The organism is Pectobacterium sp. CHL-2024 (assembly GCF_044751765.1).
Classification (GTDB): Bacteria; Pseudomonadota; Gammaproteobacteria; order Enterobacterales; family Enterobacteriaceae; genus Pectobacterium; species Pectobacterium brasiliense.
Genome location: NZ_JBIXKO010000001.1, coordinates 348,010 through 361,926 on the forward strand (window position 1 = coordinate 348,010; position 13,917 = coordinate 361,926).

General features: G+C 51.9%; 15 protein-coding genes and 1 pseudogene. 8 read left to right on the forward strand and 8 right to left on the reverse strand.

Going from position 1 to position 13,917, the window contains the following annotated elements:
- Nucleotides 1-37: 37 nt before the first annotated feature.
- Together urtD and urtE are read left to right on the forward strand one after the other, a co-directional pair.
- Nucleotides 38-826 carry an urea ABC transporter ATP-binding protein UrtD gene (urtD, locus tag ACIPUG_RS01460; RefSeq protein ID WP_400337570.1) on the forward strand — a complete coding sequence of 263 codons (789 nt, stop codon included), beginning with the start codon at nt 38-40 and terminating at the stop codon, nt 824-826.
- A gap of 1 nt (nt 827) precedes the next feature.
- A complete protein-coding gene (gene urtE, locus ACIPUG_RS01465) occupies nt 828-1,526 on the forward strand; it encodes an urea ABC transporter ATP-binding subunit UrtE (RefSeq protein WP_010295596.1) in 699 nt (232 codons plus the stop codon).
- A 248-nt stretch (nt 1,527-1,774) separates the two neighbouring features.
- On the opposite strand, the gene ACIPUG_RS01470 is transcribed toward urtE, so the two are convergent.
- Nucleotides 1,775-2,170 (reverse strand): hypothetical protein, encoded by a 396-nt coding sequence (locus ACIPUG_RS01470; protein WP_119871313.1) that lies wholly within the window; start codon nt 2,168-2,170, stop codon nt 1,775-1,777.
- A 265-nt stretch (nt 2,171-2,435) separates the two neighbouring features.
- Between ACIPUG_RS01470 and ACIPUG_RS01475 the strand changes: the two are divergent.
- The 3 genes and pseudogenes from ACIPUG_RS01475 to ACIPUG_RS01485 all read left to right on the forward strand — a co-directional run.
- A pseudogene (locus ACIPUG_RS01475) lies at nt 2,436-2,552 on the forward strand (ABC transporter ATP-binding protein); the annotation flags it as partial.
- A gap of 75 nt (nt 2,553-2,627) precedes the next feature.
- Nucleotides 2,628-3,092 (forward strand): hypothetical protein, encoded by a 465-nt coding sequence (locus ACIPUG_RS01480; RefSeq protein ID WP_400337022.1) that lies wholly within the window; start codon nt 2,628-2,630, stop codon nt 3,090-3,092.
- A gap of 270 nt (nt 3,093-3,362) precedes the next feature.
- Nucleotides 3,363-3,662 (forward strand): TM2 domain-containing protein, encoded by a 300-nt coding sequence (locus tag ACIPUG_RS01485; protein ID WP_039467335.1) that lies wholly within the window; start codon nt 3,363-3,365, stop codon nt 3,660-3,662.
- Between the two features lie 82 nt (nt 3,663-3,744).
- Here the strand turns inward: ACIPUG_RS01485 and ACIPUG_RS01490 are convergent, their stop codons facing one another.
- From ACIPUG_RS01490 to ACIPUG_RS01515, 6 genes are all read right to left on the reverse strand, one after another.
- Nucleotides 3,745-4,569, reverse strand: coding sequence for an amino acid ABC transporter ATP-binding protein (locus ACIPUG_RS01490; RefSeq protein ID WP_400337024.1), 825 nt, complete (start codon nt 4,567-4,569; stop codon nt 3,745-3,747).
- Between the two features lie 24 nt (nt 4,570-4,593).
- On the reverse strand, nt 4,594-5,538 hold the full coding sequence (locus ACIPUG_RS01495) for an amino acid ABC transporter permease (RefSeq protein ID WP_400337026.1): 945 nt from the start codon (nt 5,536-5,538) through the stop codon (nt 4,594-4,596).
- An 82-nt stretch (nt 5,539-5,620) separates the two neighbouring features.
- Nucleotides 5,621-6,175 carry a GNAT family N-acetyltransferase gene (locus ACIPUG_RS01500; protein WP_400337028.1) on the reverse strand — a complete coding sequence of 185 codons (555 nt, stop codon included), beginning with the start codon at nt 6,173-6,175 and terminating at the stop codon, nt 5,621-5,623.
- A gap of 84 nt (nt 6,176-6,259) precedes the next feature.
- Entirely contained in the window at nt 6,260-7,228 is a 969-nt protein-coding gene (locus ACIPUG_RS01505; protein WP_039553468.1) for an ABC transporter substrate-binding protein, read from the reverse strand.
- Nucleotides 7,229-7,294: 66 nt separating this feature from the next.
- On the reverse strand, nt 7,295-8,230 hold the full coding sequence (locus tag ACIPUG_RS01510; RefSeq protein WP_039553465.1) for an ABC transporter substrate-binding protein: 936 nt from the start codon (nt 8,228-8,230) through the stop codon (nt 7,295-7,297).
- A gap of 22 nt (nt 8,231-8,252) precedes the next feature.
- Nucleotides 8,253-9,581 (reverse strand): LLM class flavin-dependent oxidoreductase, encoded by a 1,329-nt coding sequence (locus ACIPUG_RS01515; RefSeq protein ID WP_039558440.1) that lies wholly within the window; start codon nt 9,579-9,581, stop codon nt 8,253-8,255.
- A gap of 319 nt (nt 9,582-9,900) precedes the next feature.
- On the opposite strand from ACIPUG_RS01515, the gene ACIPUG_RS01520 reads away from it, so the two are divergent.
- Complete coding sequence (locus tag ACIPUG_RS01520) at nt 9,901-10,446, forward strand: flavin reductase (protein WP_039550518.1); 546 nt, start codon at nt 9,901-9,903, stop codon at nt 10,444-10,446.
- Nucleotides 10,447-10,630: 184 nt separating this feature from the next.
- Here ACIPUG_RS01520 and ACIPUG_RS01525 read toward each other — a convergent pair whose 3' ends face one another.
- The gene (locus tag ACIPUG_RS01525) at nt 10,631-11,827 is read right to left on the reverse strand and encodes a M20 peptidase aminoacylase family protein (protein WP_400337031.1); all 1,197 of its coding nucleotides are present in this window, start codon (nt 11,825-11,827) and stop codon (nt 10,631-10,633) included.
- Nucleotides 11,828-12,252: 425 nt separating this feature from the next.
- Here ACIPUG_RS01525 and ACIPUG_RS01530 point away from each other — a divergent pair, with 425 nt between their 5' ends.
- The gene (locus ACIPUG_RS01530) at nt 12,253-13,233 is read left to right on the forward strand and encodes an LLM class flavin-dependent oxidoreductase (protein ID WP_400337033.1); all 981 of its coding nucleotides are present in this window, start codon (nt 12,253-12,255) and stop codon (nt 13,231-13,233) included.
- 80 nt (nt 13,234-13,313) lie between these two features.
- On the forward strand, nt 13,314-13,820 hold the full coding sequence (locus tag ACIPUG_RS01535; RefSeq protein ID WP_320696696.1) for a ClbS/DfsB family four-helix bundle protein: 507 nt from the start codon (nt 13,314-13,316) through the stop codon (nt 13,818-13,820).
- Nucleotides 13,821-13,917: the final 97 nt, after the last annotated feature.

Consider the following 13,917-nt stretch of genomic DNA (forward strand, 5'->3'; position numbering starts at 1 on the left):
TATGTCTTCACAAACGGTTGCGGCTCAGCCCGCATTGATGGAGCCAAAGTTCGCGCAGCCGCATCCGTCGGATCGCCATCGGCATCAGACCGATCCGGTGCTGCAACTCGACAAGATTAACGTGAGTTTTGACGGCTTCCGTGCGCTTACCGATCTGTCGTTGAAGATTGGTGTAGGGGAACTGCGCTGCATCATCGGTCCAAACGGCGCGGGAAAAACGACGTTGATGGATGTCATCACCGGTAAAACGCGACCGGATAACGGCAAGGCATTTTACGATCAATACACCGATCTGACGACTCTGTCGCCGGTAGATATCGCCCGTGCGGGAATTGGCCGGAAATTCCAAAAACCGACGGTATTTGAAGCGCTGACGGTGTTTGAAAACCTCGATATCGCGCTGAAAACCGACAAATCGGTGTGGGCGAGTCTGCGTGCCAGACTGAACAGCGAGCAGCGTGACCGGATTGATGAAACGCTGGCGCTGCTGCGGCTCGGTCACGAACGTCAGCGACCTGCTGGGCTGTTGTCGCACGGGCAAAAGCAGTTTCTGGAGATTGGCATGCTGCTGGTACAAGAGCCGCATTTACTGCTGCTTGATGAACCTGCGGCGGGGATGACGGACGCCGAAACGGCCTATACCGCCGAGCTATTTCGCAGTCTGGCGGGCAAACACTCGCTGATGGTGGTGGAACACGATATGGGCTTTGTCGAGAGCATCGCTGACCGCGTGACCGTGCTGCATCAAGGGCAGGTGCTGGCGGAGGGATCGTTGCGCGAGGTGCAGGCGAATGAGCAGGTGATTGACGTTTATCTGGGGCGCTAACATGTTAGAGATTGCTGAACTGAATCAATATTACGGCGGCAGCCACATCCTGCGCGGCCTGTCGTTTGAGGTAAAACCCGGCGAAATTACCTGCCTGTTAGGGCGCAACGGCGTGGGGAAAACCACGTTGCTGAAATGCCTGATGGGGTTGATTCCGGCGAAGTCCGGCACAATTCGCTGGCAGGGTGAAGCAATTAACTCGCGTAAACCCTATCAGCGCGTGCAGTCTGGCATTGCCTATGTACCGCAGGGACGGGAGATTTTTCCTCGGCTAACGGTGGAAGAGAACCTGCTGATGGGGCTGTCACGCTTTCCGGGCAAACAGGCGCGGCAGGTGCCGGATGAAATCTATCAACTTTTTCCTGTGCTGGATGAAATGAAGCAGCGGCGCGGCGGCGATTTGTCCGGTGGACAACAGCAACAGCTGGCGATTGGACGTGCGCTGGCCTGTAAACCGCAGTTGTTGATTCTGGATGAGCCGACGGAAGGCATACAGCCATCGGTGATCAAAGAGATCGGCGCAGTCATCCGCCAACTGGCGCAGCGTGGTGACATGGCGATTCTGCTGGTCGAGCAATTTTACGACTTCGCCGCCGAACTGGCCGACAGCTATCTGGTGATGTCACGCGGGGAAATCATACAGCGCGGGCGAGGCGAAACGATGGAACAGGACGGCGTGCGGGGGCTGGTCGCAATTTAATACGCGTTGCTTATTATTTTGTATAGAATGAGGGATAGGCTGCGTCTATATATTCCAAATATTACGGAATGGAGAGAGACAGCCTAATTTTATTTAGTAGAGTGTTCGCTAACAGGCTAACTGTTTTCGTTATTCGAAACGTTAACGTATTGTCCATCATTTCGAATTATTTAGGATGTAAAGTTATCAATTTTTCTTGATGTTTAAAATTAAATCCAAATCCGAAAATCAAGTTAATTGGAAGCGAATTATTCTGCTTTTTGTATTAATAATGTTGCCTTGCCGATATTATCATAACAATTATCGTCACTGACATAGGCGATAAAAGGCGATCCTGTGGTATCCACAACCGTTGGCGTGCTGGTGACGACGCCTCCCCATCGAGTGGTTTTAAATCCACCTTGTAACAGAACACTATCGATAATGCATTTATTAGGAGTGGCATCACAATTCATGCTATTAGAAACGAGAGAAAAAACATACCGCCCTTGTTCTAACGTGAATTTGACTGGTGTGCCTGCCAGGGTATCCGTTATCGCTGCACTCACACAATTCTTCTGAGGATCGATAGCTATGCTCGTTGCTGCGTCTGCGGCGAAGGAAAAAAGAGCCAGCATGAACATGCTGATGGATGTATTGCGCATGAGTAAATCTCCTGAAAAAGTAATTTATTGGTAAATTAATACAATTTTGCAGTGCATGTAATAGTCAATAAATCGATCCATTAAAAACCGCTATTATCTTAAGGCATAACACTAAAGGAATAGTCAATGTTTTAACCTATTAATTAATTGTTTTTCTCCAATATAATTTGTCGACTATTGGTTGTTTATAATTTCCTAAAGTTTGCTTTTTTGCATTAATTATTCAACAGATTGAGACTGTATTACACTTAATGCCCGCGTTAAAAAGTTGCTGATTTGGGATGAACCAACAGAAGGAATATAGCCGTCAGTCATTAAAGAGTTCGGCTTGGCGATTCGCCAACAGGCGAAGGGTAGTGATATGGCGATTCTACTGCTTGAATAAATTGTGTAAAATACGACCTTAAGAGGATAGCTCATTGTTTATCTTCAGCTAAAAAGGAAAGGGAACTTAAGGATGAGTAAACCGCTGAAGATTTTTGCTGTTATCGGCATCATCGTTGCTGCTTCTGTGATCGGTACGATATGGCCTTATATCAAAATGGATTTTGCCAGCAGTGCACATTATACCGAACAGGATGAAAGGGAATATGCGTTCTATACCCCCGATATTCTGAAAAATATGCCGCGCATTACCGCTCGCTATGACTTCAATTTTTCGAACGTAACCGGCCCGGAAGCTAAAGTATGGACAGTGAACTTCTATGGCACTGAAGATACCAGCAAGGTTCACACTTATCTGACGTCGATGGGTTATAAGAAGCAGGATCGTTGCGATGTTGAGGCTGAATGTTGGCGAGCGGCGGGTACTCATGACGTTGTGACAGTTGCGACGTTTGATACGGACAAAAGCGTGATGGTTCAGGTTTACAGCAGTCCGTATGCTGAGCCATTGCCACTAAAAACGGTGTCCAGCTATTAAATAGTCCGCTGTACTTAATGAAACAACCGAATCCTCCCAATATTATCCTGAGTTGTGTGATTTTTATCATTTACCGTTCTTACTCAACGCCATCGATTCACGAGCGCTGTCGCGCTATGTATACCGCTAACATGATAGTTTTAAATTGAACACTGAAAATCAGTGGTGTATAAATCACGACGCAGCACGCTGTTGATTGCTTGGGGTGGGGTTGTATAGTAGTAAATAAAGTTAAAATTAGTATAAAATATTATTAGGAGTCTAATTATTATGTCTTCCATGGTGTTTTGCCGAGGATGCGGTAAGCAAATCCATAGCACAGCGAAAGCGTGCCCGCAGTGTGGTGCCACGCAAGCTAGCGGTAAAGGCGAGAAAAACAGAATCTCTGCCGCACTATTTGCTGCTTTCCTCGGCGGTTTTGGTGCCCATAAATTCTATTTAGGAAAAGTCGGACAAGGGATTTTATATTTACTTTTTTTCTGGACGTTTATCCCAACGCTTATTGCGCTTGTGGAATTTATTATTTACCTGTGCGATTCTGATGAAGAATTCGCCAGAAAATATGGTTGAAACGTAATCCATGCATCATCTAATCAGGCTCACTACGGTGGGCCTGATTAATATTCAATCGATAACTCACCTTCTCTTTTCCTCACAGCACCTTATTCAAAAAGTTGATTGTCCGCGGGTGGCGAGGGTGGTTCAGCACCTGCCAGGAATCGCCGCTTTCGACAATTTTCCCGTCTACCATGAACACCACACGGTCAGCGACTTCGCGCGCAAAGCCGATTTCATGTGTGACGACAACCAGCGTTACGCCGGATCGGGCGAGTGATTTGATGACATCCAACACTTCCCCAACCAGCTCGGGATCGAGCGCGGACGTCGGTTCATCAAACAGCATCACTTTCGGCTTAAGTGCCAGCGCGCGGGCGATAGCGACGCGCTGCTGCTGGCCGCCAGACAGGTGACGGGGATAAGACTGTGCTTTATGGCGCAGGCCGACGCTTTCCAGCAGGGTAAAGGCGATGTCTTCGGCTTCCTGACGCGAATACAGCTTATGCGCCAACGGGGCTTCAATGATGTTTTCCAATACGGAAAGGTGCGGGAACAGATTGAAATTCTGGAACACATACCCAACGTTGATGCGCTGGCGTAGTACTTCCTTTTCTTTCAATTCATAGAGCGTATTCCCTTTGCGCCGATAGCCGATGTAGTCGCCGTCGATGCGGATAAAACCTTCATCCACGCGTTCAAGGTGATTAATGGTACGCAGCAGCGTGGATTTTCCCGAACCGGACGGCCCTAGGATCACCGTGACAGAACCGGGTGCCAGCGTCAGATTGATATCCTCCAGCGCTTTGTGCTGACCAAAATGTTTCGCCACGTTGCGGATCTCAATCAGCCCACGAGCGCTTTCTGCCTGTGGCTCTGCGGTGGTGCGCGCGTGAGCAAAGTAGTCGATAGCTTCAGACATAGTGACTCTCCAGAATCGGGTAGATTAACGTGCGAGCTTGCGCGTGAGGAAACGGATGAGCCTCTGGCGCGGTGTTGGCGGCATTTCACGCACGGCACCGCGGGACACATAGCGTTCCACGTAGTATTGGACGACGGATAGCACCGTGGTGATCAGCAGATACCAGATGGTGGCGACCATAAGCAGCGGAATAACCTGCTGCGTACGGTTGTAGATAACCTGCACGGTGTAAAACAGCTCTGGCAGCGCCAGTACGTAAACGATCGACGTGCCTTTTGCCAGACTGATGATCTCATTGAAACCGGTCGGCAGAATCGAACGCAGTGCCTGTGGCAGAATGATGCGCACCGTACGGCGACTGCCGGGCAGACCAAGTGCTGCGGAGGCTTCAAACTGGCCAGCATCGACGCCAAGAATACCGCCGCGAATAATCTCTGCCGTATAGGCGGACTGCACCAGCGTCAGGCCGAGTACCGCGACGGAAAACTGATCCAGTAAATCGATTGTCGGATAGCGCAGGAAGACCACGGAGGTAAACGGAATTCCCAGCGCCAGCTCGTCATAGAGATACGAGAAATTGTAGAGAATGATCAGCACCAGAATCAGCGGCAGCGATCGGAATAGCCAGATATAGAGCCATGATAGCGTGGACAGCAGATAAGACGGCGAAAGCCGAGCCAGCGCCAAAGCGGTGCCGAAAATAATGCTGAATAATGTGCCAAGCGCAGTCAACAGCAGCGTTTGCCCCAGACCGGCGAGAATGACGGGATTGAAAAACCACTCGGCAAAGACCGCCCATTCCCAGCGCGGGTTCAGCGCGATTGACTGAATAACCCCGGCAAAAATAAACAGGGAGAATAGTGCCCCTACAACACGAAAGGGATAACGCGCGGGCACAACGTGCAACGGCGGTTCCTGCGTCTGACCTAGCGGCGCTTGCTGAGAAGACGAGTGTAGAGATTGCGTCATAATCGATACCCTTTGAAGGTGATTCTGAAAAACGTCCTTTTGCTTTTAATCACCGCACAGGGTGAGTCTCGGTGTGCTGGGGTCAACACACTTTCAAATGGCGAGCGATAAGCTCGACTTCCGTTTGGCGGGCAGCCTGAGGCGCAGCTACGTCAAACAGCGTTTTCTTAAACGGCAACCGTCCATCGTAAGGCGGAATACTGTAAGTTGCGGGATCGACGCGGATATCGAACTGAGGCGTATAGCCGTGGCTCAGATAGAGGTTCACCGCTTCTGGCTGGCGGAAACCGGTCGTCAGGAAAAAGTGCTGATAGCCTAACCGACGGGCGTGCTGCTCCAGCTCCAGCATCACTTTCCCCGCCAGCCCCTGACGACGCAGTGAGTTATCCGTCCATACCCGTTTAATTTCAGCGGTGGTGCTGTCGTAGCGTTTAAACGCGCCGGTGGCAATCGGTACGCCCCGACGCAGCAGCGCAATAAAAATGCCGTGTGGCTGCTGGTAGATTCCCGGTGGATCGCTTTCCCGCTCACCAAAAAAGTCGCCATAGCGCTGTTCATATTCCGCGAACAGGCCGTCGATAATGGGGGCCACGATAGGGTCCTCGGGCTGGGTCACAATGAAGATGTCGTCGGACATGGGATGCTCCTGATTCGTTAACATACTTGAGCTATCGGTAGCTATTGTGCGTCGAGCGTGGCGTCCCGATAGCCATTGGCGATATTAATCGCCCAGTCCTGGCGGATTGATTTCTGAACGGTCAATACGTTCGATGCTTTCTCCCCAGCGGTTCAGCACCTTGTCGTACTCACCGCTTTTAATTACGCCGTTCAGCGCGGTATTAATCGGCTGCACCAACCCGCTGCCTTTGCGCGTGGTGACCGCGATATGTGCGACGTTGGGGTAGCCACCGTTGACCGTACCGACATGTTTAACCTTGCCGGTCAGCTCCGCTTTGTAGGCACCGATCACGTTGGGGCCGAAATAGGCATCGGAACGACCGGATTGCAGACTCAGGTTGGCGGCCGCATCGTCCGTGACATAAATCGGCTGAAAAGCGGGCAGGCCGTTAGCGCGATTCTGCTTATCCCACGCCAGCAGCACCGCTTCCTGATTGGTGCCGGAGCCGACAATAATCTTCAGTCCAGCGATGTCCTTCGCTTCCTTAATGGACTGAATCTTACTGGTGGATTTCACATAGAAGCCGAGTGAGTCGATGCGGTAGGTGGCGAAATCGAACTTTTCCTTGCGCGCTTTGGTGACGGTGATGTTGATGATGGCGGCGTCATACTTACCGGAAGCGACGCCGAGTGGCCAGTCTTCCCATGAGGTGGGGACGATATTCAGTTCTAACCCGAGGCTATCGGCCACCAGTCGGGCGATATCTGGCTCGCTGCCTACTACGGTTTTGTTGTCGTCGGCCAGAAACGCCAGCGGCGGTGACGATCCCAGCGCGGCAATCGCGACAGTGAATTTACCCGGTGTGACGAAGGTAAAGTCAGCCGGAATCTGTGCGATAGCGTCTGCATTTTTCGGGGCATGGATCGGCTGCTGATTGGCTTTCAGGTCGATAGCCGCCTGTGCTGTCGTGACGGAAAATGTGCCGAGCAGCAGCGATCCCGTCAGTAACCTTGTCAACAGCCATGGGCGTACGCGATGCGTCTTGGATGAATAGGCGATCTCTTTTTGCATTTGTCTTTCCCTTGCAGGTGAGTTGTTATAATTGTGACAGTGTCACTTTGTGGCGTGCCATTTTACTTAATCGCCGATACCCGGCGGGTTCACGACGGACTGTGTAATTTTTTCATCGTCTTCGCCCCAGCGATCCAGCACTTGTGCATAGCTGCCGTTGTGGATTGCGCCATTGATGGCGGTGCTGATGGGCTGCGCCAGACCGTTACCTTTCTGCGTGGTGACCGCGACATAAGCAACCGTCGGGCCTTTGCCTACCATGCGTGTCTTGCCTGTCAGCGCCGCTTTATAGGCTCCGATAGAATGGGGACCGAAAAACGCATCGACGCGTCCGGACTGAATGCTCAGGTTGGCGGCAGCATCATCGGTGACGTAGACAGGCTGTACGGGAGGAAGGCCGTTGGCGCGGTTTTGACGATCCCAGCCCAGCAGAATGTTTTCCTGATTGGTGCCGGAACCGACAATCACTTTCAGACCCGCCACGTCCTCTGGTTTGTTAATCGACGTAATCTTGCTGGTCGATTTCACGTAGAAACCCAGCGTATCAATGCGATACGTGGCGAAGTCGAACTTCTCTTTGCGGAGCTTTGTCACCGCGATATTAAAAATGGCGGCGTCATATTTCCCCGCGGTGATGCCCAGCGGCCAATCTTCCCAAGAGGCGGGCACCAGTTTCAGCTCCAGCCCGAGGCCGTCGGCAACCAGTCGTGCGATATCGGCATCGCTGCCGATAAGCGTTTTGTTATCATCAGCCAGCAGCGACAGCGGCGGTGAACTGAGCGCCGAGACGGCAATCGTCAGCTTACCCGGCGTCACGAATTTGAAATGAGCCGGGATCTGCGCGATAGCCTCAGCGTTTTTCTCAGTACGAATAGGCGTTTGGTTGGCTTTCAGGTCGATACGGCTAACGAATCCCGCATCTTGCGCCTGCGCATGGGCTACCAGCGTGGCGCTCAATAATGTCGCCAGACCGGTCACGCTGATAAAAGAGGAACGCTTCACGGTGAATCTCCTGTTGCGCGAATTAACGCGTGAATTGATTCACCGGATAATCCAGCGCCAGATTTTCCCGCAGCGTGTAGCCGGGATACTCCTGACGGAACAGGCCGCGCTGTTGCAGCAGGGGAACGACCCGATCGACAAAGTGGTTGAGCGTATCCGGCGTGCCGCCCTGAATGATGAAACCGTCAGCGGCTCCGTTTTCAAACCAGAGTTGTAAGCCATCCGCCACCTGTTCGGGCGTACCGCTGAAGACGGGGCGCGGCGATGCGGCTTCCAGCGCGACCTGCCGCAGCGTTAAGCCTTTTTCCTGCGCGTTGCGTTTGATTTCATCGGTGGTGCTGCGGAAGCTGTTTTTCCCCAGATCGCCGATATCGGGGAACGGTTCATCCAGCGGATGCTGTGAGAAGTCGTAGTGCTCAAAGTAGCGTCCCAGATAATTGAGGGCATCCTCAATGGTGACCAGCTGTGCGGTTTCCTGATACTGACGCTCGACGTCATCCGCGTCGTTGCCAACAATCACGCTGACGCCCTGAAAAACATGCAGTTGATCGGCCCGGCGACCGTTTTCTTCCAGCTTCTGTTTTACCTCGCGGTAATAACGTTGCGATTCTTCCAGCGTGTGTTGATGGGTGAAGATGGCATCGGCGTGTTTGGCGGCTAATTTTTGGCCGTCTTCAGACGCACCGGCCTGAAACACAATAGGGCGACCCTGCGCGGATCGGCCAATATTCAGCGGCCCCTGTACCGAGAAGAATTCCCCTTTATGGTTCAGCGTGTGCAGCTTTTCGGGATCGAAAAACTGTCCGCTGGCTTTGTCACGAATAAAGGCATCGTCTTCCCAGGAATCCCACAGGCCTTTCGCTACCTGAAGGAATTCATCGGCAATGCGGTAGCGCAGCGCGTGTTCCGGATGCTGCGCACGGGAAAAGTTTTTCGCCGATCCTTCCAGCGGCGATGTCACCACGTTCCAGCCTGCGCGACCGTTGCTCAGGTGGTCAAGGCTGGCGAACTGCCGGGCGGTGGTGAAAGGCTCGGAATACGACGTCGAGAGCGTACCGACCAGACCAATATGGGTGGTGACGGTAGCCAGCGCAGACAGTAATGTCAGCGGTTCAAAGCGATTGAGAAAGTGGGGGATCGATTTTTCATTGATATACAGGCCGTCGGCCACGAAGACAAAATCAAATTTCCCTTGTTCGGCTTTTTTTACCGCATCCAGAACAAAACCAAAATTAATGCTGGCGTCGGGTACGACGTTTTTATGTCGCCACGCGGACATATTTCCTGCTGCACCTTGTAATATTAAACCCAGTCTTAATTGTCGGTTTGAAGATGTTTGTTGTTTACTCATTATCAGGAACCTTTTATTAATTTAATGTGCTTGTTATGAGTTGAATATGTTTATTCTTAATTGGTCGTACTTCCATGAAAGTGAAAACAGTCCGTCAATAAACCGGCTATCAATCAACAAGCCATCAATAGGCATTCACGTATTCAATGAAAGGTTAATAGGACGTTAATGGCGTGTTTTCACTATTGATGAGGCGCGACGTGATGTAAAACAACAAAAATGGATAATGAAATTCGAAAATTTCAGATGATGACGCGGCTTATTTTGTTAGTATAATGTTAATGATCGTGTCTCTCGCCGTATTTAAAGGAAGCATTTAATGTCTGATCTTGTTGCTGAACGACTCGTTACCGCGAATGACGCGGCTCTCTCTGCGGCGGTTGCCAGCGTTGACCAGCAGGCGTTTCGCGATGCGATGGCAAAGCTGAGCGCGGCGGTCAATGTCGTTACGACGGATGGCCCGGCAGGTAAGGCCGGATTTACGGCATCCGCCGTGTCCAGCGTCAGCGATTCGCCCGGTACGTTGCTGGTGTGTCTGAATCGCGGGTCGTCGGTATATCCCACGTTTCAGGCGAATACGCATTTGTGTATCAATACGCTGACCGCTCATCATGAAGCGCTGTCGTCGCTGTTTGGCAGTCGCTCGTCTACCGAAGAACGCTTTGCGGCGGCGGAGTGGGACGTGTTACATACGGGCTCGCCGGTGTTGCGGGATGCGTTAGTGGCGTTTGACTGCGTGGTTGAAGAGGTGGTGAGCGCGGCGACGCACGATATTTTCATTTGCCGGGTGTTAGCGATTAAGCAGGGCGAAAGCACCGATGGTCTGGTGTATTTCTCCCGCCGTTATCATGCGGTTCGGGGTTAATATTTATAACTTTCTCACCTAATGCCCTCATCGTAATTAATTGATTTATAAAAATTGCTGCCTCCGTCAGGTCAATCTGGCGGAGGTGATGAGTTGATTACGTCAGTCCGATATTAGGAGAGACACGGGGATGAGGTTCCCGCAGGGACGCCTCACCCCGTGGTTGCTCCGGGTATCTCGCTCGTCAAACGATCGGCATTACCGCCTGTGGTGGGGTAACTTTCGTGGTGCGCAGGCGATGCAGTGCGGCTTCCGCCAATTGAGCAAAATAGCGTGAGGCTTGCGCAATCGCGCTTTCATCCGGATTGAACTGAGGGTGATGCAAGCCAAATTCGCTGTTTGAGCCAATGCTGACGAACGTGCCCGGCACGTCCTGAAGATACAGGGCAAAATCCTCGCCGCTCATTTGCAGTTCGGCGTTTTCTACCTGATAGCCCGCGTCTCTGGCAATGTGCTTGCTGAAATCCGCCCATTCGCTGGTGTTCACAACCGCAGGCGGGCCGGGATACCATTTCAGCTCCGCTTTTGCGCCGAGCGCAAGGGCAATGCCGCCGATCAGTTGCTCTATTCGCTCTGGGATTTCCGCGCGAATTGCGGCATTGTAAGTGCGTACCGTGCCTTCCAATTCTACCGTTTGCGGCAGGACGTTCCAGGTGTTGCCGCCCTGAATGCGCGTGACGCTGATGACCAGCGACTCCAGCGAACTGAAGCTGCGGCTGGGCAGCGTTTGCAGCGCATTGACGATATTGCAGGCGGTGACGATGCTGTCGATGCCCTGTTCGGGTTTGGCCGCGTGTGCGCCTTTGCCCGTAATATGAATAGCGAAGCGATCCACGTTGGCATAAAACGGGCCGCTGCGTGTCGCGAAGGTGCCAGCGGGAAGCTCAGGGGCGTTGTGCAGGCCGAAAACGGCGGCGACATCGGCGAGTGCGCCGGCGCGGATGAGTTGTTTAGCGCCGGTAGAAACTTCTTCTGCGGGTTGGAAAAACAGCCTGATTTTACCCGGTAAGACAGATTCGCGTTTTTTCAGCAAACAGGCAGCACCCAACATCACGGCGGTGTGGAAATCGTGTCCGCAGGCATGCATGACGCCAGCGTGCTGAGAGCGAAATGGCACATCGACTAACTCTTCAATCGGTAGCGCATCAATATCGGCCCGCAGCGCAATCGTTGGACCGCTGCCGTGACCGATCTCGGCAACGACGCCCGTGGTTAAGGCAAGGGGCAACAGGCGGATGTCTTTCTCTTGTAGCCAGCGGGTAATGTGCGCGGTGGTTTGGTGTTCCTGATTGGACAGTTCTGGATACTGATGCAAGTGCCGTCGCCAGTTAATTAACTGCTGCTCGAATGACGTATCACAACAGGGGATAGATTCAGCCATATCAATACACCTCCTTAACAAAACTTAAACACGATAAAGGTAGCCGATAGCTACTCTACGGATAAATACCGTCTGGTTATATTTCATGCCTTTTTATCCCGTCATATTTCAAACGTCCCGTATTGTTACTTTTACGTTACTGGGTTAGCCGTGACGTCGCCAGCAGGGGACGCGAATGACGTAGTGATGTCATTTATTTTATCCCGTGATGTTAATTTCGTCTTTATTAAAATATCTGCTAATAAAATCCATTATTGATATTTATATTTCACACTATTATGCAACATTCTTCTTATTCTGCTTTTGCACTTGCTGATTTTTATTGCCCCGTTTATTTAAACGACGTTTTGAAATGACGGGTTTTTACATGCATAGCCTTGCAATAAATAGCGCTAACGGATAGTCGCTGAAAATAAGGAAACATCGTGGGATATACGCTCAGTTTATTAGATCAAAGTCCGATCGCCGAAGGAATGAATGCGGCACAGGCGTTGGCGCAAACCGTGGCGCTGGCGAAAGTGGCAGAAGCGCTTGGCTATTACCGCTTTTGGGTTTCCGAGCACCATAATTCCGATGAATTAGCGGGATCGTCTCCCGAGGTCTTGATCACCTGGTTGTTGGCACATACGACAACGCTGCGCATTGGCTCCGGCGGCGTGATGTTGCAGCACTACAGCCCGTATAAGGTCGCGGAGAATTTTCATGTGATCAGCGCTCTGGCGGGCGGGCGTGTGGATTTGGGGATCGGCAAAGCGCCAGGCGGATTGCCGCTGGCGACGCGGGCGCTACAGCAGGAGATCGGTGAGACGCAGCGGGTTGCCTTTACGGAGAAGCTACATCAGCTAAACCGCTTTCTCGACAGCCATGACGAGACGGTCGAGCGCCTGAATGCGACGCCATTACCTGAACATACGCCGCAGCGCTTTCTGTTGGGTGCCAGTCAGGAGAGTGCGCGGTTAGCTGCCTCGCTGGGCTGGAGTTTTGTCTTCGCCGGTTTCATCAATGCCAGTGAAACGCTGCTGACGGAATCTCTCTTGAGTTATCGGGAGTTGAAACCGGCCAACGCCCAGACGCTGCTGTCGCTGTCGGTGATTGCCGCCGAACGTCATGAGGATGCGGAGGCGCTGGCCAGCACGCAGCATAACTATAAAGTTTACATTGAGAACAAACCGCCGCTGACGGTAGGCAGTCAGGAACAGGCTGATAACTTCGTTCAGCAAGCGGGCGCGACGGATTTCCGTATTGTGCAGGAGCCGCGCAATGTGCTTTACGGTACGCCAGAGCACATTCATCAGCGTCTGGAAAGTTACCATCAGCGTTTTGGCGTGGATGAGTTCATCATCCATACGCCCGTGACATCTCCCCGCGAGCGTGAGGCGTCGATTCGGCTGCTGGCGCAGCGTTGAAAACGTGAGCGATGACAAAGCGGTATAGCCATTTGAGCAGTAACCTGATTTTGTCTATATCAACATAATCGGGGAAAATAATGGCAGTACCGGAAAGCAAGGAAGCCTTGATTAAGGCAATCAACAGTCAGTTTGCGCTGTTAATGAAGCGAATCGAGGCCGTTCCCGCCGATCGCGCATTCTCGCCGGAAATGGCAGGGCATGCGCAGGGAACGCAGATGAGCGCGGCAAATCTGGTGGCGTATTTGCTGGGCTGGGGCAATCTGGTGCTGAAATGGCATCAGCAGGAAGAGCAGGGTAAAGCCATCGATTTTCCAGAAACGGGCTATCAATGGAATCAGCTTGGTTTACTGGCGCAAAAATTCTATCAGGACTTCGCCCACATTACCGATTGGTCTGAACTGGTCGCTCGGCTTGTCGCGAATAAACTGGCGCTTATCGCGCTGGTGGAGCGCTATACCGATGCACAGCTCTATGCCGAATGCTGGTACGGTAAGTGGACGCGTGGTCGGATGATTCAGTTCAATACCGCCTCGCCTTATAAAAATGCAGCTGGGCGGCTACGTGCGTGGGAGAAGAACGCATAACCCACTGATAGAAAATAAAAAACAGTGCTGATTCTTTGTCTTCTCTTTCCCTTCGTCAGTGGCGCACTAGCGGTGTTTTTTCAGACAAAACCTTACA